Source organism: Streptomyces sp. NPDC043427 (genome assembly GCF_056436655.1).
The window spans coordinates 98,310-121,754 of the sequence record NZ_JBWKCC010000012.1 but is presented as its reverse complement, the minus strand read 5'-3'; the positions used below and the strand labels follow the sequence as shown (position 1 = coordinate 121,754).

2 protein-coding genes (1 of these 2 cut by a window edge) are annotated in these 23,445 nt (G+C 73.8%); both read left to right on the top strand.

Annotated elements, in window-relative coordinates; translation table 11 throughout:
• Positions 1-8,614 carry the 3' portion of an amino acid adenylation domain-containing protein gene (locus AC067M_RS20940; protein WP_478698505.1) on the top strand. The gene continues 6,971 nt to the left of window position 1, outside the view, so 8,614 of the gene's 15,585 nt are visible here — the last part of the coding sequence; its start codon lies off the left edge, out of view; it ends in the stop codon at positions 8,612-8,614.
• The gene (locus AC067M_RS20935; RefSeq protein ID WP_478698504.1) at positions 8,614-23,445 is read left to right on the top strand and encodes an amino acid adenylation domain-containing protein; all 14,832 of its coding nucleotides are present in this window, start codon (positions 8,614-8,616) and stop codon (positions 23,443-23,445) included. The genes AC067M_RS20940 and AC067M_RS20935 overlap by 1 nt, the downstream gene beginning before the upstream one ends.

The window sequence follows — 23,445 nt, the reverse complement described above, 5'->3', positions numbered from 1 at the left end:
GGCGCTGCGTCCGGTCCCGGCCGGCGTGGCGGGCGAGCTGTACCTGGCGGGCCCCTGCCTCGCCCGCGGCTACCTCGGCCGGCCCGCGCTGACCTCGGAGCGGTTCACCGCCGACCCGTACGGCCCGGTCGGCTCCCGGATGTACCGCACCGGCGACGTGGCGCGCCGGCTCGCCGACGGGAACCTGGTGTTCGTCGGCCGCGCGGACGACCAGGTGAAGATCCGCGGTCACCGCGTCGAACTGGGCGAGGTCTCCGCGGCGGTCGCCGCCCTGACCGGCGTGGCGGCCCAGGCAGTGGTGGTCAGGGACGGCGCGGACGGCGGCCGACTGGTCGCGTACGCCGTGCCCGCGGCCGCGCACGCCCTCACGGGCCCGGACCTGCGCGAGCGGCTCGCGGCCGCCCTGCCCGACTACATGGTCCCGGAGGCCGTCGTCGTCCTCGACGAGCTGCCGGTCACCATCAACGGCAAGCTGGACCGCAAGGCGCTGCCCGAGCCCGAGTTCACCGCGGTTGCCACCGTACGGGCCCCGCGCACCCCGCAGGAGGAGATCCTGTGCGGTCTCTTCGGCCAGGTGCTCGACCTGCCCGAGGTGGGCGTGGACGACGACTTCTTCGAGCTCGGCGGCAACTCGCTGAGCGCGGTCCGCCTGCTCAGCCGGGTCCGCTCGGCCTTCGGGGCCGAGGTCGACGTCCGGGCGGTCTTCGAGGCACGCACTCCGGCACGGCTCGCCACCCGGGTCGCCCCCGGCGGCTCCGCGCGCCCCGAGCTCGCGGTACGCCGGCGACCCGAGGAGATCCCGCTGTCGTTCGCGCAGCGCCGGCTGTGGTTCCTCAACCGGCTCGAGGGCCCGTCGGGGGCGTACAACATCCCGATCGGTGTCCGGCTCCGGGGCGCCCTCGACATGGACGCCCTGCGCGCGGCCGTCGCCGACGTCGTGGCCCGCCACGAGAGTCTGCGGACCGTGTTCCCGGACACCGGAGGCAGGCCCCGGCAGGCCGTTCTCGCTCCCGCCGACGCCCACGTGCCCATCGAGATCGTCGAGGCCGCACCGGAGACGATCGGGCGGGCACTGCGCGACGCCGCCGCCCACGGCTTCGACCTGGCGGCCGAACTCCCGCTGCGCGTCAACCTGTTCCGCATCTCCGACACCGAGCACGTCCTGCTCCTGAACGTCCATCACATCGCCTCCGACGGCTGGTCCAACGCCCCGCTGGCCGGCGATCTGTCCACCGCCTACGCGGCCCGGCACAGTGGGCGGGCGCCCGACTTCGCGCCGCTGCCCGTGCAGTACACCGACTACACCCTCTGGCAGCGGGAGCTCCTCGGCGACGAGAACGACCCGGCCGGCCTGGCCGCGCGCCAGCTGGCCTTCTGGGAGAAGACCCTGGCCGGTGCCCCGGCGGAGCTCGCGCTGCCCACCGACCGGCCCCGCCCGGCCGAGATGACCGGTGACGGCGCCACCGTCGAGTTCTCCTGCGACGCCGAGTTGCACACCCGCCTCATCGCCCTCGCCCGCGCCCACCAGGTGAGCCTCTTCATGGTGGCCCAGGCGGGGCTCGCGGCCCTGCTCACCCGGCTCGGCTCCGGTACCGACATCCCCCTCGGCACCGCGACCGCCGGCCGCCCGGACGAAGCCCTCGAAGACCTCGTCGGCTTCTTCGTCAACACCCTGGTGCTGCGCACCGACACCTCGGGCGACCCGTCCTTCGGCGAACTGCTGAGCCGGGTCCGGGCCGCGGACCTGGCCGCCTACGCCCATCAGGACCTGCCCTTCGAACGGCTGGTCGACCACCTCGGCCCCGACGCGCGGTCGCTGGCCCACACCCCGCTGTTCCAGGTGTTCCTCGCCTTCCAGAACAACGCGGCGGCACGCCTGGAACTGCCCGGCCTCACGGTCGAGCCCGAGGACATCGAGCTGACGTCGGCCAAGACCGACCTGGGCATGGAGCTGCGGGAGACCTTCGGTGGCGATGGCAGCCCCACCGGCCTGCGGGGCCTGATCAGCTACCGCACCGATCTGTTCGACCGGGCCACGGCCGAGTCGGTCGCGGCCCGGTTCACCGCCCTGCTCGACGCGGTCGCCGACGACCCGCGGCTGCCGGTCAGCCGGATCGGCCTGCTGTCCGGGACGGAGCGCGAGCAGGTCCTCACCACCTGGAACGACACCGCCCGCGCGGTGGCGGCGGCGACCTTCCCCACCCTGTTCGAGCAGCGGGCGGCGGCCACTCCCGGCCACCCGGCGGTGATCGCCGGCCCCACACGGCTGACCTACGGCGAACTGAACGCCCGGGCCAACCAGTGGGCGCACTACCTCATCGGACAGGGAGTCGGCCCCGAGCAGCGCGTGGCGGTCGTCGTGCCACGCTCGACGGACTGGCTCGCGATCACCCTCGGCGTCCTCAAGGCGGGCGCCGCCCATCTGCCGGTCGACCCCGGCTATCCGGCCGAGCGCATCGCCTACATCGTCGAGGACGCGCGCCCCGCGCTGGTGGTCGCCACCGGCGAGACGGCCGGGAGCCCGGCCCTGTCCGGCGCCGCCGTGCACCGCGCCGACGCCGAGGACGTGCGGGCCGCCGTGGCCGCCGCCCCCGCCACCGACCCCACCGACACCGACCGTGTTCACCCGCTCGGCCTGCACCACCCCGCGTACGTCATCTACACCTCGGGGTCGACCGGCCGGCCCAAGGGCGTCCTGGTCACCCACCGGGGCATCGCGGGCATGGCGGGAGCGCACGCGGAGAACTTCGCGATCGACGCGGACAGCCGCGTCCTGCAAGCCGTGTCGCCGAGCTTCGACGTCTCGATGGCGGACCTGTCGATGACGCTGCTCAGCGGCGCCACGCTGGTGCTGCCGGAGGGACACCAGTCGCCGGCCGGCCAGGAACTGGCCACGCTCGTCGACGACCACGGCGTCACCCACCTGCAGGTCACCGCCGGTGTGCTCGCCACCGTGCCGCACATCCCGCTGCCCAGCCTGCGCACCCTCGCGGTCGGCGGCGAGGCCTGCCCGCCCGACCAGGTGGCGTACTGGTCCGCGGGCCGGCGCCTGCTCAACGTGTACGGACCCAGCGAGGCGACCGTCTGCTCCACCATGAGCCGCCCGCAGTCCGGCGCGGTGCACCCGCCGATCGGCGCCCCGCTGTGGAACACCCGGGTGTACGTGCTCGACGCCTCCCTGATGCCGGTGCCCGTCGGCGGCACCGGGGAGCTCTACATCGCCGGCGACGGCCTCGCCCGCGGCTACCTGGGCCGGCCCGCGCTGACCTCGGAGCGTTTCGTCGCCAACCCCTTCGGGGCGCCGGGCGAGCGGTTCTACCGCACGGGTGACCTGGTGCGCTGGAACGCCGACGGGCAGCTGGAGTTCGCAGGACGTGCCGACGACCAGGTGAAGATACGCGGCTTCCGCGTCGAACTCGGCGAGATCGAAGCGGCGCTCACGGCCCACCCCGGCATCGCCCGCGCGGCCGTGCTGCTCCACCAGGGGCACGACGACCGCCGGCAGTTGGTCGCCTACACGGTTCCGGCCGCCGGAGCCGAGGTCACCGCCGAGGCGCTGCGCCGGCATCTCGCCGAGCTGCTGCCGGAGTACATGGTGCCCGCCGCGTACACCGCGGTGGACGCGCTGCCGCTGAACGCCAACGGCAAGGTCGACCGCAAGGCGCTGCCGGAACCGGACTTCGGCTCGCAGGACGGGGGCCGGGCTCCGCGCGACGCCAAGGAGACACTGCTCTGCGAGCTGATCCGCGACCTCCTCGGAGTCGAGCGGGTGAGCATCGACGACAGCTTCTTCGCCCTCGGCGGGGACAGCATCGTCTCGATCCAACTGGTCAGCCGGGCCCTCGAAGCGGGCCTGGAGTTCACCGCCGCGGACGTGCTGCGCCACGCCACGGTCGAGGAGCTGGCCGCCGCGGCCACGGGAGCCGACGAGCCGGACAGCGCGTCCGCCGCCTCCGCCCCCACCTCCGCCGACGACAGTGGCATCGGCGAGATCCCGCTGAGCCCGGCCGTGCACGTGCTGCGCGAACGCGGCGGGCCGGTCGCCCACTCGGTGGCCACCGCCGTCCTGGCGCTGCCCGGCGACACGGACGAGCGCCGGCTGCACGCCGTGCTCCAGGCGCTGCTCGACCACCACGACACCCTGCGGCTGCGGCTCAACCGCCGGGCCGGAAACCTGGTATGGAGCCTTGAGGCCCGGCCGCGCGAGGAGGCCGGGGCCGCGGAGCTGCTCACCCGGATCGATGTGACGGGGGCGGACACCGCCGCGCTGGCCGCCGAGGTGGCACGACAGACGGACGCCGTCCGCTCCACCCTGGCGCCGGAGGACGGCGTCGTGTTCCGGGCCGTCTGGTTCGACGGCGGGCCGGCGGGGGAGCACCGGCTGCTGCTCGCGGTGCACACCCTCGCCGCCGACCCGGCCGCCTGGCGGATCCTCGTCGCCGACCTGCGCACGGCCTGGGAGGCGGTGACGGCCGGAACGGAGGCGCAACTGCCGGCCGTGGCCACCCCCTACAAGGCATGGGCCGAGGGAAGGGCCGCCGCGGCCGCCGCCCCGGAACTCGTCGACGAACTCCAGGTCTGGTCCGACCTCCTCGGCACCGGGACCGCGTCGCCGCCGGCGGGACCGCTGGACCCGTCCCGCGACACCGCGGCCACCGTCCGGCACCTGGAACTGACCCTGTCCGCCACCGAGTCGGCGGCCCTGCTCACGGACGTACCGGAGAGCTTCGCCACCGGCACCGAGGAGGTACTGCTCGGCACGATCGCCGCCGCCGTCGAGGAGTGGCGTGCCCGCAAGAGCCTGCCCGCGGACACCGGATTCCTGGTCGCCGTGGAGCGGGACGGCCGGACCGGCGAGGCCGGTCTCACCCGCACCCTGGGCCGGTTCACCCACACCCACCCGGTGCGCCTCGGCGCCGACGGAGCAGCGGACCGACACCCCGCCGACCACGTGAAGCGGGTCAAGGAGCTGCTGACGGCGGTCCCTGGCGACGGCAGTGGCTATGGACTGCTCCGATACCTCAACCCCCAGACCGTGCCCCTGCTCGCCGCCGCCGCGACCCCCCGGCTGAGGTTCGCCCACCGGGGCGTGTTCCAGGCGCCGCTCGCCGACGGCTCGGTGCCGCTCGGCTCGGCGGGCGCCGTACGGGCGACCCCGGCGGAGGACCCGGACATGCCGGTGACGTCCGCGCTCGACATGGAGACCTGGGCGTACGACGGGCCCGACGGTGTGCGGCTGACGGCCCGCTGGGCATGGCCCGAGGCGCTGTTCGGGGAGGCCGACCTGGCGGAGCTCGCCGCGTGCTGGCAGCGCGCGGTGCGCACGCTCCTCGTCGACGCCGCGCGCTCCGGTGGACGCACCCCGTCGGACTTCCCGCTGGTCCGCCTGGAACAGCGGGACATCGACCTCCTCGAACAGGGCGGGCGGAGGCTGGCCGACGTGCTGCCGCTGGCGCCGCTGCAGGAGGGACTGCTCTTCCACTCCCTCTACGACCAGCGTGACATCGACGTGTACACCGTCCAGTTCGGACTCGACCTGGACGGCGACCCGCAGACCCCGGTGCTGCGCGCCGCGGTTCGGGCGCTGCTGGAGCGGCACGAGAACCTGCGCGCCGGATTCGCCCATGAGGGGCTGTCCCGGCCGGTGCAGTTCATCCCGGCGGACACCGAACTCCCCTGGACGGAGACGGACCTGAGCCATCTCGACGACGCCGGGCGCGCCGCCGCGGTCGAGCGGGTGATGCGGGAGGCGCGGGCGGAGCGGTTCGACGTCGACCGGCCCCCGCTGCTGCGCTGCACGCTGCTTCGCCTAGGCGGCGGGCACGCCCGGCTGGTACTGACGCTCCATCACCTCCTGATGGACGGCTGGTCCGCGCCGGTCCTGCTCGACGAGCTCATGCGCCTGTACGCGGCCGGCGGCGACCCCGCCGGACTGCCCGAGGTCCGTCCGTACCGCACCTATCTGTCCTGGCTGGGCCGCCAGGACTGGGCGGCCTCAGAGCGCGCCTGGCTGGAGGTGCTCGACGCCTCGGTCGAGCCCACCCTGCTGGCGCCCGCCGATCCGGACCGGATGTCCGTCGAGACCGAGAAGCTCTCGGTCACCTTCGGCGGCGACCTGGTCGCCGGGCTCGCCGCGCTGGCCGGCCGGCACGGCACCACGATGAACACGGTCGTCCAGGCCGCCTGGGGACTGCTGCTGGCCCGGCTCACCGGACGCGACGACGTGGTGTTCGGAGCGACCCTCTCGGGGCGTCCTCCCGAGGTCCCCGGCATCGAGCGGATGGTCGGTCTCTTCATCAACGCCCTGCCCGTGCGCGCGAGTTTCCGCCCCGGTGAGCCGATCGGCGCCGCGCTGTCCCGGCTCTGGGAACAGCAGCTCCGGCTGACGGCACACCAGCACATCCGCCTCGTCGACCTGCAACGCCGGACCGGCAAGGGCGAGCTGTTCGACACCCTCCTGGTGTTCCAGAACATCCCCGCCGACGGCGCCGGCTTCGGCGGTGACGGCGACCGGGTCCGGGCGGTCGACCTGGAGATGAACTCCGCCGCCCACTATCCGGTCACCCTCGACGCCGGGCTCTCCGGGGACCAGCTGCACTGTCGGTTCGGATACCGCCCCGACCTGTTCACCAAGGCCGAGGTCGAGACGATCGCCGACGGGCTGCGGGAGGTGCTGGAGACCTTCGCGGCGCAGACGGAGCGGCCGGTCGAGCGGCCGGCCGACGACCCGCTGACCGAGTGGTGGAGCGAGGCTCGCGCCCGGCTCGGGCAGCGGCTGGACCAGTCGGCCGCCGCCCCGGCCGTCGGCGGCGACGGGCCGCCTGCCACGGCCGACGGCGGGGGAGCGGCGGACCCCGTCGAGGAGCCGGCCGCCCTGTCACGGGAGGCCGTGCTCGCCGGGCTCTTCACCGAGCTGCTCGGCGTCGCCGAGGTCGGTCCCGACGACGACTTCTTCGAGCGCGGTGGGGACAGCATCGTCTCCATACAGCTGGCCGGCCGGGCCCGCAAGGCGGGACTGCTGATCGGCGTGCGGGACGTCTTCAAGTACAAGACGGTCCGGGCGCTGGCCAGGATCGCCCAGGAGGACGGGGGCCCGGCGGCGGGCGAGGTGCCCGAGGACGCCATCGGTGAACTGCCGCTCACTCCGGTCATGCTCGACCTGTACGAGCGGGGCGGGCCGACGGACGCCGTCCACCAGGCGGCCCTCCTCCAGGTCCCGGCGGACGCGGACGAACGGCGTCTCACGGCGACCCTGCAAGCCGTACTCGACCACCACGACATCCTGCGTTCGCGGATCGTGACAGGCCCCGCGGGCGTGCGGCTGGAGGTCGCCCCGCGTGGCTCCGTCGATGCCGTCGCGCTGCTCGGCCGGACCGACGTCTCGGCCGTACCGCAGAGCGAGCTGATCGGTGCCGTCACCGAGGCGCAGAGCCGGGCGCAGGCCGAGCTGTCGCCCACCGAGGGCGAGATGGTCCGTGCCGTCTGGTTCGACGCCGGCCCCGGCCGGCCGGGACGGCTGCTGATCCTGGTCCACCACCTGGCCGTGGACGGCGTGTCCTGGCGGGTGCTGCGGGAGGACCTCGAACAGGCCTGGACGGCGGTCACCGAAGGCAGGCGGCCCGAGCTCGAAGCCGTCGGAACCTCGTTCAGGCGCTGGTCCTCGCACCTCACCGAGCAGGCGACCGGACCGGCCAGGGCGGGGGAGCTCGACCTGTGGCGCTCGGTGCTCACGACAGCCGACCCGCTGCTCTCGCACCGGCCCCTCGACCCCGCCGTCGACGTGGCCCGCACGGCACGCCGGCTGACGGTCACCCTGCCGGACGCCGTGGCCGCGCCGCTCCTCGGCACGGTGCCCGCAGTGTTCAACGCGGCGGTCGACGAGGTGCTGCTCACCGGTCTCGCGCTCGCGGTGGCCCGCTGGCGACGCGAGCGCGGCCGGGGTGAGGGCAGCGCGGTGCTGGTGGGCCTGGAGGGCCACGGCCGTGAGGAGATCGTGGACGGGGCCGACCTGTCCCGTACCGTCGGCTGGTTCACCAGCCTGTACCCCGCCGCCGTCGACCCGGGCACCCCTGCCGGGCCCGGGTTCGGCTCGGACGGCCCGGCGCTCGGCACCGCGCTGAAGCTGGTCAAGGAACAGCTGCGGGCCATCCCCGACAAGGGTATCGGCTACGGAATGCTGCGCCATCTCAACCCCGTCACGGGCCCGGAGCTGGCCGGTCACCCCGAGCCGCAGATCGGCTTCAACTACCTGGGCCGCTTCGCCGCCGTCGACGAGGCCGCCACCCGGTCCGAGGACTGGGCGACCCCGCCCGAGGCGACCGAGACGCTGGGCGCCGGCGGTGCCGAGGCCGCACCGCCGGCCCACGCCCTCGGGCTCAGCGCGGTGGCGCAGGACCGGCCCGACGGGGTCCGGCTGGTGGCCGTCTGGTCCTGGCCCGAGGCGCTCTTCGACGAGCGGGAGGTCCAAGAGCTCGCGGGCCTGTGGTTCGAGGCGCTTCAGGCCCTGGCCGCGTTCGCGGCCCGGCCCGAGGCCGGTGGCCTCACCCCGTCCGACGTGTCCCTGCTGCAGCTCTCACAGGACGAGATCGACGAATTCGAGAGGGATCTGAGCTGATGGAAGGAAACAGCAAAGTGTCGAAGCCTGGATTCGTCGACATCTGGCCGTTGTCACCGCTCCAGAAGGGCATGCTCTTCCACGCCCTGTACGACGAGCAGGGTGCGGATGTGTACGTCATCCAGTTGGCCGTCGACCTGCGGCGTGAGCTGGACGTGGCCGCCCTGCGCGACGCCGTGGCAGGTGTGCTCGGCCGCCACGAGAACCTGCGGGCGTCGTTCCGCAACCGCAAGTCCGGCGAGCCGGTCCAGGCCATTCTGCGCGAGGTCGAGCCGGACTGGTCCGAGACCGACATCAGCGGCGTCGCCGCGGCGGACCGCGAAGCCGAACTGCGGCGGCTGCTCGAGCAGGACCGCACCCGCCGGTTCGACCTGACCCGCCCGCCGCTGCGGTTCTCCCTGATCAAGCTGGCCGACCAGGAGTACCGGTTCGTCTTCACCGCTCACCACATCCTGCTCGACGGCTGGTCCATGCCGCTCGTGCTCGGCGAGCTGTTGGCCCTCTACAACAACGGCGGTGACACCGCGGCGCTGCCGCCGGTCGCCCCCTACAAGGACTACCTGGGCTGGCTCGCCCGGCAGGACCGGTCCGAGGCCGAACTCGCCTGGAAGCGCGCGCTCGTGGGGGTCGAGCCCACCCTGGTGGCCGGTCCCGGCACGGGTGCCTCGCTGCCCACGACCCTGGTCGAGGACGTCGACCCGCAGCTGTCGGCCGCGCTGGTCGAACGGGCCCGCTCGCTCGGTCTGACCCTCAACAGCGTCGTCCAGACCGCCTGGGGAATGGTCCTCGGCGCACTCACCGGCCGGGACGACGTCGTCTTCGGTGAGACCGTCTCGGGCCGGCCGCCGGAGCTTCCCGGCGTCGAGCGCATGGTCGGCCTGTTCATCAACACCCTGCCGGTACGGCTGCGCCTGGACGCCGCGCTCTCCCTCGGCGACCAGGTCCGGCGCCTGCAGGAGGCACAGGCCGACCTCCTCGCCCACAAGCACCTCGGGCTCGCCGAGATCCAGCAACTGCACGGCGGCGGACAGCTCTTCGACGCCATCACGATCTTCGCCAACTACCCGATCGACACCGACACCCTCCAGGACTCCGCCGAGGACATCGGCGCGGTCTCGGCCTCCGCCGTGGACGCCACGCACTACGCTCTCAACCTGGAGGGCACCGTCCGCGGCGAGCGTATGACGGTCCGCCTCGACCACCGTCCGGACCTGTTCGCCAAGGGCGCCGGCCGCGAGATACTCGACCGGCTGCTCGCGGTCCTGGCGGCCTTCGCCGCCGACCCGGACCGACCCGTCGGCTCCGTACCGCTGTTCACCGCCTCCGACCGGGGCCGCCTGTCGCTGCCTCGGTCCGGCGCGGTGGACGCCGCACCCGCGAGCGCGGTGCCGGTCCAGGCCCAGGGCACGGAGCCCGGGGACGATCGTGAGGCCCTGCTGTGCCGGCTCTTCGCCGAGGTGCTCGGGGTCGACTCGGTCTCCGTCCACGACAGTTTCTTCGAGCGGGGCGGCGACTCGATCAGCTCCATCCAGCTGGCCCACCGCGCGCGCAAGGAGGGCGTCGCGCTGAGCCTGCGGGAGATCTTCGAGCACCGGACGGTGGCCCGGCTCGCCGCGCTCGCCGGCGCGGCCGAGGCGGAGCGGCCGGCGCCGGCCGCCACCGACGACGGGGTCGGCCCGGTGCCGCTCACCCCGGTCATGCACTGGCAGCAGAGCCAGGGCGGCCGGATCGACGCCTTCAACCAGACGTTGACTGTGCCCGTTCCGCCCGGCCTCGACGAGGACCAGGTCCACGCGGCCCTGCAGGCGCTGCTCGACCACCACGACGCGCTGCGCCTGCGCCTCGGCCACACCCCGCAGGGCGACTGGACGCTGGAGGTCACGGCCCGCGGCACCGTGCGTGCCGAGGACTGCGTACGCCGCCACGAGGTCACCGAGGAACAGACACACGAAGAGCAGGCACAGCAGGCGTACGCCGAGCAGGTGCTCGCGGCCGTGGAGCGGCTCGCCCCCGCCGACGGCCGGATGTTCCAGGCCGTCTGGTTCGACGCGGGGCCGGACACCGAGGGCCGACTGGCCCTGGTCGTCCATCACCTGGCCGTCGACGGTGTGTCCTGGCGCATCCTGGTGCCGGACCTGGAGGCCGCGTTCACCGCGCTGCGGTCCGGCGCCGAGATCCGCCTCGATCCGGTGGGCACGTCACTGCGCCGGTGGTCGCAGGAGCTGGTCAAGGAGGCCCTGACCGACCGTCGCGTCGCGGAACTGGATGTGTGGAGCTCGGTGCTCGCCACCCCCGATCCGCTGCTCGCCGACCGTCGCACGGACCCGGCACGCGACGTGGTCGCGGTGGCCCGGCGGCTGACGGTGACGCTGCCCGCCGCGGTGACCGAGCCGCTCCTCGGCGCGGTGCCCGCCCTCTTCCACGCCGGCCCCGACGAGGCGATGCTCACCGCTCTCGCGCTCGCGGTGGCCCGCTGGCGGCGGGAGCGTGGCCGCGGTGCGGGGAGCGCGGTCCTGGTGGGCCTGGAGGGCCACGGCCGCGAGGACATCGTGGACGGTGCCGACCTGTCCCGTACCGTCGGCTGGTTCACCAGCTTGTACCCGGTCGCCGTCGACCCGGGCGCCGCCCCGGCGGACGAACTGTGGTCCGGCGGGCCCGCCCTCGGCACCGCGTTCAAGACGGTCAAGGAGCAGTTGCGGGCCATCCCCGACAAGGGCATCGGCTACGGAATGCTGCGCCACCTCAACCCCGTCACGGGCCCGGAGCTGGCCGCTCACCCCGAACCGCAGATCGGCTTCAACTACCTGGGCCGGCTGGGCACCGCCGACCCCGGGACGGACCCCGACACGGTACGGGTGCGTGATCTCACGGGTGCCGGCGACGCGACCATGCCGCTCGCGTACACCCTGGAGCTCGACGCGGCGACCGTGGACCACCCCGACGGACAGCGCCTGGTGGCGTCCTGGACCTGGTCCCGCGAGCTGCTCGCCGAGGAAGAGGTCAGGGAGATCGCCCGGCTGTGGTTCGAGGCGCTGGGCGCTCTGGTCACGCACGCCGAGCGCCCGGAGGCCGGCGGCTTCACCCCCTCGGACCTGCCCCTGGTGACCGTCTCCCAGTCCGAGATCGACACACTGGAGAGGACCCCCGGCGGGCTCGCCGACGTGCTGCCGCTCTCGCCGCTCCAGCAGGGCCTGCACTTCCACGGGCTGTACGACGAGTCCGAGTCCGACGTCTACACCATCCAGTCGGTCCTCGAACTACGGGGCCCGGTGGAGGCCGCCGTCCTGCACGAGGCCGCCCGAGCCCTGCTGCGCCGCCACGACAACCTGCGCGCCTTCTTCGTCACCGGGGCCGCGGGCAACCCGCTCCAGGCCATCCCCCGGCACGCCGAAGTCCCGTGGGCCGAGCACGACGTGAGCCACCTCTCCCGGGCCGACCGGGAGGCGGAGCTGGAGCGGCTGCTCACGGCCGACCGCGGGCTGCGGTTCGACCTGACGCGGCCGCCCCTGGTGCGCTGCACACTGATCCGGCTGGGGGAGCGGGAGCACCGCTTCGTCCTGACCGTCCATCACATCGCGATCGACGGCTGGTCGATGCCGCTGCTCGTGCGGGACCTCTTCGAGCTGTACGGGCACCACCGGCGCGGCGGCGACGAGTCGGCGCTGCCGCCCGCCGCACCGTACAAGCGGTACCTCGGCTGGCTGGCCGCCCAGGACCGCACCGCCTCCGAGGCGGCCTGGCGCGAGGCGCTCGACGGCATCGACGAGGTGACCCACATCGCCCCGGCCGGCGCGGGCGGCACCCCGGCCGTCCCCGAACGCTGGAGCACCGCCGTCCCGGACGAGCTGACCGTCGGGCTGACGGCCGCGGCCAGGGAGCACGGGCTGACGGTCAACACCCTGGTGCAGGGCGCCTGGGGCCTGGTGCTCTCCACGCTGACCGGCCGTGACGACGTCGTGTTCGGCGCCACGGTCTCCGGCCGCCCGCCGGAGCTCGCCGGAGTCGAAGACATGATCGGCCTGTTCATCAACACGCTGCCGGTCCGCATGGACATCGACCACGGTCTCTCGCTCGCCGGGCTGTTCCAGCGGCTCCAGCAGCGGCAGTCGGGGCTGATGGCGCACCAGTACCTCGGCCTGGCCGACGTACAGCGGCTGGCCGGGACCGGCGAACTCTTCGACACCCTGGTGGTGTTCGAGAACTACCCCGTGCAGGCGGAGCCGCTGCGCGAGTCGGCCCAGGAACTCGGTGTGGTCGACGCCGAGGTCCGGGACGCCGTCCACTATCCGCTGGCCCTGCTGGCGGCCCAGCGCGGCGACCGGCTCACCGTGGACTGGTCCTACCGGCCCGACCTGCTCGACCAGGACCGGCTCCGTGACATCGCCGAGCGCTTCCTGTCCGTCCTGCACGCCTTCGTGGCGGACCCGGCCCGCCCGGTCGCCGGACTGGACCTGCTCACCCCCGCCGAGCGGCGCCGGGTGCTCGTCGAGTGGAACGACACCGCCGCCGCGGTCACCGCGGATTCGGTGACGGAGCGCTTCGAGGCACGGGCGGCCGCGACACCGCGGGCCACCGCCCTGATCGCCGAGGACCAGGAGCTGTCGTACGCCGAACTCAACGCCCGCGCCAACCGGCTGGCCCACTGGCTGCGCGAACGCGGCGCGGGCCCCGAGCGGTTCGTGGCCGTCCGGCTGCCCCGCACCGCCGACCTGGTGGTGGCGCTGCTCGCGGTCCTCAAGACCGGTGCGGCCTACGTGCCGGTCGACCCCACGCTCCCGGCGGACCGGATCGCGTACGTCCTGCGGGACGCCGACCCCGTGCTCACCCTCACCGAGGAGGAGACGGCCGCCGCGGAACGGTCCGCCCACCCGGCCACCGACCTGGGCTTGACCCGGCTGCCCGGGCAGGCCGCCTACGTCATCTACACCTCGGGCTCCACGGGCCGGCCCAAGGGCGTCGTCGTACCCGGCGGCGGGATGGTGAACCTGCTGGAGGCGGTCCAGGCGCGACTGCGGCTCACCCCGGACGACCGGCTGGCCGCCGTGGCCACGGTCGGCTTCGACGTCTCCGTCATGGAGATCTTCCTGCCGCTGATCAGCGGCGCCACCCTCGTGCTCGCCGGCTCGGACACCGTCAAGGACCCGGACCGGCTCGCCGCACTGCTCTCCCGGACCGGGACGACCGTGATGGAGGCGGCACCGAGCCTGTGGCACGTCCTGGAGGAGGCGGTGCCCGAGGCGCTGCGCGGGCTGCACAAGGTGACCGCCGGTGAGGCGCTGGCCGCCGACCTCGCCCAGCGGCTCGTCGCGCTCGGCGGCACCCTGACCAACCTGTACGGGCCCACCGAGACCACCGTCTACTCCACCGGCACCGACATCGACGGCGTCGCGCCGGTCACCATCGGCTCTCCCGTCGCGGGCACCCAGGTGTACGTCCTCGACTCGGCCCTGCGCCCGGTGCTGCCCGGCGTGCCCGGTGAGCTCTACATCGCCGGCGCCGGTGTCACCCGTGGCTACCACCGCCGCCCCGCGCTGTCCGCCGAGCGCTTCGTGGCCGACCCCTACGGACCGGCCGGGTCCCGGATGTACCGCACCGGCGACCTGGTGCGCTGGACCGACGAAGGACGCGTCGACTACCTCGGCCGCACCGACTTCCAGGTGAAGCTGCGCGGGTTCCGCATCGAACTCGGCGAGATCGAGGAGGTGCTGAACGGCCACGCCGACGTCGGCCGCGCCGTCGTGGGCGTCCACGAGGGCCGCCCGGGTGACCGGCGCCTCGTCGCCCACGTGATGCCGGCCGACGGCCGCACCCCCGACCCGGCCGGCCTGCGCGAGCACGTCGCCACGGCGCTGCCCGGCTACATGGTGCCGTCCGCGTACGTGATCCTCGGCAAGCTGCCGCTGACCCCGAGCGGCAAGGTGGACCGCAAGGCGCTGCCCGAGCCGGAGTTCGACGGCGGCGAGCCGTCCAGGGCGCCGGGCAACCCCACCGAGGCACTGCTGTGCGAGCTGTTCGCCGAGGTCCTCGGCACCGAGCGGGTCGACGTGGCGGAGAGCTTCTTCGCCGCCGGCGGCGACAGCATCAGCTCGATCCAGCTGGTGAGCCGGGCCCGCCGCGCCGGGCTGCGGTTCAGCCCGCGCGACGTGTTCGCGCACCGGACGCCGGAGGCGCTCGCGGCGGCCGTCCGGGCCGACCAGGAGGCTCCCGCCGCCGCCCCGGCCGCGGCGCGGACCGACGGGGTCGGCGACGTGCCGCTGACGCCGATCGTGCACTGGGTGCGCGAACGCGGGGGCAGCATCGACCACTTCAACCAGACGATGTCGCTGCCGGTCCCGGCCGGCGCGGACCTCGGCGTGGTGACGGCGGCCCTGCAGGCCGTGCTCGACCATCACGACGCGCTGCGGATGACCCTCGCCCGGCTGGGGGAGGACTTCGGCTGGTCGCTGGAGACCGCCGCGCCCGGCGCGGTGCGCGCCGAGGACTGTGTCCACCGCGTCGACGCCGCGGCCCTGATCGCCGCGGGCCTGACCGAGGCGGACCTCGACGCCCGCGCGGCCGACGAGGTCGCCGCCGCCCAGTCGCGCCTGGACCCGGCGTCCGGGGCGATGGTGCGCTGCGTCTGGTTCGACGCGGGGCCGAAGGCCCCGGGTCGGCTCACCGTCGTCGCCCACCACCTTGTCGTGGACGGCGTGTCCTGGCGCATCCTGCTGCCCGACCTGCAGTCCGCCCTCGAGACGCTCATGGCCGGCCGGTCCGTCGCCCTCGAACCGGTGGGCACCTCCTTCCGCGGCTGGGCCCGGCGGCTGACCGACCTCGCCGCCGCACCGGAGCGGATGCGGGAACTCCCGCTCTGGCGGGACATCCTCGACGGCCCCGACCTGCCGCTGACCTCTCGCCCGCTGGACACGAGGAGAGACACCTTCGGCACGGCCGCCCAGCTGAGCGTGCGGCTTCCCACGGAACTCACCCAGCCCCTGCTCGGACGCATCCCCGCCCTGTTCAACGCAGGGATCAACGACGTGCTGCTGACCGCCCTCGCGCTCGCCGTCATCGACTGGCGGGAGCGCACCGGGCGGGGCACCGGGCCGGACGTCCTCATCGACCTCGAGGGCCACGGCCGCGAGGAGATCGCCGACGGCGTGGACCTCTCCCGCACCGTCGGCTGGTTCACCAGCCTGTACCCGTTGCGCCTCGCCCCGGGCGAGACGCCGTCCGAGGACCTGTGGGCGGGCGGGCCGGAGATCGGCCGCGCGGTCAAGCGGATCAAGGAGCAGCTGCGGGCCCTGCCCGACAACGGAATCGGCTTCGGCCTGCTGCGTCACCTCAACCCGCAGACCGCCCAGGTCCTCGGCCGGTACCCGCAGCCCCAGATCGGCTTCAACTACCTCGGCCGGCTCGGCGAGGCCGACGACAGCGCCGACACCGCCCAGCCGGAGGTCAACCGCGACCTCTCGGGCCTGGCCGAGGCAGGCATGGCCCTGCCGCACGCCCTGGACCTCACCGCCACGGCCGTCACCTACCCCGACGGACCGCGTCTGGTCGCCCACTGGATCTGGGCCGGCGAGCTGTTCTCGGACGACGACGTCCGCGACCTCGCGCAGAGCTGGTTCCGGGCCCTGGAGGCGCTGGTCCGGCACGCCGAACGGCCGGAGGGCGCGGGCGGACTGAGCCCCTCCGACCTCACGCTGGTCACGCTCGGGCAGGACGAGATCGACCGCCTCGAAGCCGGCCGGCAGGGAGTCGCCGACGTACTGCCCCTCTCCCCGCTCCAGGAAGGCCTGCTCTTCCACGCCCTGTACGACGAGCGTGGCGCCGACGTCTACACCACGCTCCTCGCCTTCGACCTGCGCGGCGCACTGGACGCCCCCGCGCTGCGGGAGGCGGCCGCCGCGCTGCTGCGCCGTCACCCGAACCTGCGGGCGGCCTTCCGGCCCGGCGCCGCCGGGCAGTCGCTCCAGGTGATCCCGCGCACGGTCGACGTGCCGTGGCGCGAGGTGGACCTGAGCGGCCTCGACGAGGAGCGGCGCGCGCGGGAAATCGACCGGCTGACGGCCGAGGCACTGGCCGAGCGGTTCGATCCGCGCCAGGCGCCGCTGCTGCGCTTCACCCTGGTGAAGGTGGGCGCCGAGGCACACCGGCTGATGCTGGCCAGCCACCACATCCTCTTCGACGGCTGGTCGGGACCGGTCCTGTCCACCGAGCTGTTCGAGCTCTACCGGACCGGCGGCGACGACTCGGCGCTGCCGCAGGTGACCCCGTACAAGGACTACCTGGCCTGGCTCGCGGGCCAGGACCGCCCCGCTGCCGAGGAGGCCTGGCGTCAGGCGCTGGACGGCGTGGACGAGCCGACCCTGGTCGCGCCCGCCGACCCCGCCCGTGAGCCGCTGCGGCCCCGCGTCCACCGGCTGGAGCTGTCCGCGCAGGCCACGGCCGCCCTCACCGAGCGGGCGCGCCGGCACGGCGTCACCAAGAACACCGTGGTGCAGGCCGCTTGGGGGCTCGTGCTGTGCGGGCTCACCGGCCGCGACGACGTGACCTTCGGCGAGACGGTCAACGGCCGCCCCGCCGAACTCCCGGGCGTCGAGACCATGGTGGGCCTGTTCATCAACACCCTGCCGGTACGGGTGCGCACCGCGCGCGGCGACTCACTGCTCGACGTGGCGACCCGGTTGCAGGAGCAGCAGTTCGCCCTCCTGCCGCACAAGTACCTCGGTCTGACCGACATCCAGCGGATCACCGGGACCGGAGCGCTGTTCGACACCTCCACCGAGTTCAGCAACTACCCGGTCGACTCGGAGAGCCTGGAGCAGACGGCCGAGGGGATCGGGATCGTCGACGCCCAGCTGCAGGACGGCACCCACTACCCGCTGGCCCTGGGGGCCTCGGACGGCGGGCAGACCCTCTCGCTCAAGATCGACTACCGGCCCGACCTGTTCGACGACGAGACGGTGCGCGCCATCGGCGGACGGCTCAGGACGGTCCTGGAGGAGTTCGCCGCCGACCCGGACCGCCGTGCCGACTCCCTGGACCTGCTGTCCGCCGCCGAGCGGCACACCCTGCTGGCCGAGTGGAACGACACGGCCGCCGAGGTGCCGTCGGCCTCCGTGCCCGAGCTGTTCCGGGCGCAGGCCCGGCGGACCCCCGACGCCCCGGCCGTCGTCTTCGCCGGCGTCACGCTCGACTACCGGGAACTCGACGAGCGCTCGGACCGTGTCGCCGGCCGGCTGGCCGGGCTCGGGGTCGGCCCGGAGACTCCGGTGGCCGTCCTGATGGAGCGCTCCGCCGACCTCCCCGTGGCGCTCCTCGCCGTCCTGAAGGCGGGCGGCGCGTACGTGCCGCTGCGGGACACCGACCCCGTCGCCCGGCTGCGGCACGTCCTGGACGACACGGGCGCCCCGGTCGTGGTCACCGACCCGGAACTGGCCGACCGCGCCCGGGAGCTGGGCGTCACGGTGCTCGACGCGCACGAGGACTCCCCGGCCGCGGCACCGGACGTCACGGTCCTCCCGGACCAGCTCGCCTACGTGATGTACACCTCCGGTTCCACCGGGCTGCCCAAGGGCGTGGAGATCACCCAACGGGACATCGTCGAGCTGGCCTCGGACCGGCGCTGGCGGGGCGACGCGCACCAGCGGGTGCTGCTGCACTCGCCGACCGCCTTCGACGCCTCCACCTACGAGCTCTGGGTGCCGCTCCTCAAGGGAGGAACGGTCGTCGTCGCGCCACCGCGGGAGCTTTCCGTGGCGGTTCTCGAACGGGAGCTCGCCGAACACGCCATCACCGGACTCTGGCTCACCGCCGGTCTCTTCCGGCTGGTGGCCGAGGAGGCGCCGGGGGCCCTGGCGGGCGTGCGCGAGGTCTGGACGGGCGGCGACGTGGTCCCGGCCGCCGCGGTGCGCCGGGTCCTGGAGGCCTGCCCCGGCACCGTCGTGGCCGACGGCTACGGGCCCACCGAGACGACCACGTTCGCCCTCAGCCACGCGATGAGGGCCGACGAGCCGGTACCCGCCCGGGTGCCGATCGGCCGGCCGCTCGACAACATGCGCGTGTACGTCCTGGACGGCGGCCTGCGCCCGGCACCGGTCGGTGTCGCGGGTGAGCTGTACATCGCGGGCGCCGGCCTCGCCCGCGGTTACGCCCGGCAGCCGGCGCCGACCGCCGGACGTTTCGTGGCGGACCCCTTCGGCCCGTCGGGAACCAGGATGTACCGCACCGGTGACCTGGCCCGGTGGACCGCGGACGGCGTGGTGGAGTTCGTCGGCCGGGCCGACGAACAGGTCAAGCTCCGGGGCTTCCGGATCGAACTCGGCGAGATAGAGGACCGGCTGGCCCGCCACCCGGCGGTGGCCCAGGCCGCGGTGATCGTGCGCGAGGACCGGCCCGGCGACAAACGCCTGGCCGGCTACGTGGTCGCGGCCGGGCCCGTCGGGACGGCGGAGCTCAGGGAGTACCTGAGCGGCGAACTGCCGGACTACATGGTGCCCTCGGCACTGCTCACCGTCGACGCCCTGCCGCTGACCGCGAACGGCAAGCTCGACCGCAGGGCCCTGCCCGTGCCCGAGTACGGCAGCGCCGCCGAGCGGCGTGCCCCGCGCGACGAACAGGAGAAGACCCTGTGCGCCCTGTACACCGAGATCCTCGGCGTACCTGAGGTCGGCATCGACGACAGCTTCTTCGACCTGGGCGGCCACTCCCTGCTCGCGACCCGCCTGGTCAACCGGATCCGCGGCGCGTTCGGGGCCGAGGTGCCGGTGCGTGCCGTCTTCGAGGCGCCCTCGGTCGCCGCCCTCAAGGACCGGCTGACCGACGCGGAGAGGGCCCGGCAGCGGCTCGCCCCGGTCGAACGGCCGACGGTGATCCCGCTCTCGCACGCCCAGCGCAGGCTGTGGTTCATCGACTCGGTGGAGGACACCACGGGTTCGTACAACATCCAGCTGGCCGTGCGGCTGCTCGGCGAAGCGGACCCCGCGGCGCTGGAGTCGGCGCTCGCGGACGTGGTGGACCGCCACGAGAGCCTGCGCACCGTCTTCCCCGCCGAAGGCGGCGCCCCGCGCCAGCGGATCCTCGGCGCGGGCGAGTACGCCTTCTCGCTCCCCGTCCGCGCGGTGACCGAGGACGAACTGGACGGTGTCCTCGGCGCGCTGGCCGCCACCGACTTCGACCTGGCGGCGGACATCCCGCTGCGGGCCGAGCTGCTGCGGCTGGCCCCGCGCGAGCACGTGCTGGTCCTCGTGCTGCACCACATCGCGGGCGACGGCTCCTCGCTGGCGCCGCTCGCCCGGGATCTCGGCACCGCCTACGCGGCCCGGGTGGCCGGCCGGGCGCCCGAGTTCCCGCCGCTGCCCGTGCAGTACGCGGACTACGTCCTGTGGCAGCGGCGCACCCTCGGGGACGAACACGACCCGGACAGCCCCTTCGGGCGGCAACTGGAGTACTGGCGCACCGCGCTGGCCGGGCTGCCGGAGGAACTGGACCTGCCGACCGACCGGCCGCGCTCGGCCGAGACCGGCCACCGGGGCGGACAGGTCGAGCTGAGCCTCCCCGACGAGATCGCGCGGGGTGTGCACCGGCTGGCCGAGGAGAGCGGCGCGAGCCTCTTCATGGTGCTGCACGCCGCGGTCGCGGCACTGCTGCACCGCCTCGGCGGCGGTACGGACATCCCGCTGGGGACGGCGGTCGCCGGCCGCGGTGACGAGGCGCTCGACGAACTGGTGGGCTTCTTCGTCAACACCCTGGTGCTGCGCACGGACCTCTCCGGCACCCCGGGCTTCCGCGAACTGGTCGACCGCGTACGGACCGTGGACCTGGAGGCCTTCACCCACCAGGACGTTCCGTTCGAGCGGCTGGTCGAGGAGCTCAACCCGGTCCGGGCCCTCTCGCGCAACCCCCTCTTCCAGGTGGCGATCAGCCTGGAGAACAACGAGGAGGCGGACCTGGAGCTGCCAGGCCTCACCCTGGCCCCGCAGCCGACCACGACGGACGTCGCCAAGTTCGACCTCTCGTTCCACTTCGGTGAGGCACGCCAGGACGGCGCACCGACGACCACGACGACCACGACGACAACGACGACGAGTATCGGCGGCCAACTGGAGTACAACACCGGCCTGTTCGACCACGCCACGGTCGAAGCGCTCGCCGAGCGGCTGGTGCGGCTGCTCGGGGCGGCCGTGGCCGATCCCGACCGACCCGTCGCGGACATCGATCTGCTCTCACCGCACGAACACGTGCTGCTGCACGAGAGCAACGACACCGCGCGGGACATCCCGGCGGGCACGGTCGCCTCGCTGTTCGCGGCGCGGGCGGCCGCCACGCCCGGGGCACCGGCCGTCACCGGCGGGGGCGTGACGCTCAGCTACGCCGAGCTGGACGCCCGGGCCAACCGGCTGGCCCGTAGGCTCGCCGGGGCGGGAGTCGTCCCCGGCGACCGGGTGGCGATCCTCCAGGAACGCTCGGTCGACCTGATCGTCTCCACGCTCGCCGTCCTGAAGGCCGGCGCGGTGTACGTCCCGCTCGACGTCCGCTACCCGGCACCCCGCCTCGAACTCATCGTCGCGGACACGGGATGCGGGGTGCTCCTGGCCGACCGTGCCCTGGCCGGGGTGGAGTTCGGCCACACCGCCGAGGTCATCGTGGTCGACGCGGAGCGGGACGCGGCGGATGTCGCCGCCCACGATCCCGGTCCGCTCGAACTCGACACGCACCCGGACCAGTTGGCGTACATCATGTACACCTCCGGATCGACCGGTAAGCCGAAGGGCATCGGCATCACGCACACCAATGTCGTCGCGCTCGCGACGGACGCCCGATGGCGGTCCGGGCACGAGCGGGTGCTGCTGCACTCGCCGCACGCCTTCGACGCGTCGACGTACGAGATCTGGGCCACTCTGCTGGGCGGCGGACTCCTCGTGGTGGCACCGCCCGGCCAGCTGGACGCGGGCGGCCTGCGGCGGCTCACCGACGAGGAGGGACTCACCGCGGTCTTCATGACCACGGCCCTGTTCAACCTCCTCGCCGAGGAGGACCCCGGCTGCTTCGCCGGGCTCAGCGAGATCTGGACCGGCGGCGAACAGGTCTCCCCGGCCGCCTTCCAGCGCGTGCTCGACGCCTGCGCGGACACCACGGTGGTCCATGTCTACGGGCCGACCGAGACCACGGTGTACGCCACCTGCGTCCCGCTGCGCGCTCCGTACCGCACCGGCCGCAACGTCCCGATCGGGCACCCGATGGACAACACGCGGGCCTACGTCCTGGACGACCGGCTGCGGCCCGTTCCCCCCGGGGTGGCGGGCGAGCTGTACCTGGCGGGTGCCGGCACGGCCCGCGGCTACGTCCGGCTGCCGGGCATGACCGCTGAGCGGTTCGTCGCCGACCCGTTCGCGGCGGCGGGGGAGCGGATGTACCGGACCGGCGACGTGGTGCGCCGGGACGCCGACGGGCGGATCGAGTTCGTCGGACGGGCGGACCACCAGGTCAAGATCCGCGGCCTGCGGATCGAGCTCGGCGAGATCGAGACCGCGCTCCAGGACCAGCCACAGGTCTCCCGGACCCTGGTGACCGTCCGAGAGGACCGGCCCGGCGACAAGAGACTCGTGGCGTACGTCGTCCCGCTGCCCGGAGCGGACACCACGGGCCTGCGGGACCAGGTGGCACGACGGCTCCCGGACTACATGGTCCCCGCCGCGTTCGTGTTCCTGCCCGACCTGCCCGTCAACCAGAACGGGAAGGTCGACCGAGGCGCCCTGCCCGCCCCGGACTTCGGCCCCGCCGACGGCGGGCGCGGGCCGCGCGACCCGCGCGAGGAACTCCTCTGCAAGCTCCTGGCCGAACTCCTCAAGCTGGACCGGGTGGGCATCGACGACAACTTCTTCGAACTCGGCGGCGACAGCATCATCTCCATCCAGCTCACCAGCAGGATCCGCTCCGTCTTCGGGGTCGAGCTGTCCAACCGGGCGGTCTTCCAGGCCCCCACGGTGGCGGCGCTGATGGAGCTCATGGGCGCCGGCGGCCAGCGCGAGGACTCCTTCGACGTGGTCCTCCCGCTGCGCGCGGGCGGAGCAGCGCCCCCGTTGTTCTGTCTGCACCCCGTCGGCGGTGTCAGCTGGATGTACTCCGGTCTGATGCGGTACATCGACGGCGACCGTCCGATCTACGGCATCCAGGCCAGGGGCCTCGCCAGGAAGGAGCGACTGCCCCGCTCCATGGCGGAGATGGTGGACGACTACGTCGAGCGGATCCGTGAGGTCCAGCCCTCCGGCCCGTACCACCTGCTCGGCTGGTCCATGGGCTCGATCCTCGCCCACGAGGTGGCGGTCCGGCTCCAGCGCCTGGGGGAGGAGGTCGGCCTGCTCGTCAACCTCGACCAGGTGCCCATCAGGGCCGAGGAACTCGACGGTGAGTACGTCGCCGCCGACGACCAGAACGTGCTCGCCGCCCTCCTCGACTTCGTGGGGCGCGACCCCGCGATGTTCGGGGACGCTCCACTGGAGCACGACAAGGTGATGGACGTGCTGCGCGAGGAGGGCAGCGCGCTCGCCACCTTCGACGACGAGCAGATCCTGCGGGTGGGCGAGGTCAACAACAACAACTGGTCCCTGACGATCGGTCATGAACCGGACACGTTCGACGGAGACGTCCTGCTGTTCGTCGCCACCCGGGACGAGGACGGCCCCGAGGGGAAGACCGAGCGCTCGGTCGCCACACTCCAGCGCTACGTCACCGGGAACGTGCGGGTCCAGGAGATCGACTGCGCGCACCGGCAACTGCTCCAGGCCGGACCGGTCGCCGAGGTCGGCCGCGTCCTTCAGGACAGGCTCCGCGGCGACCACGACTGA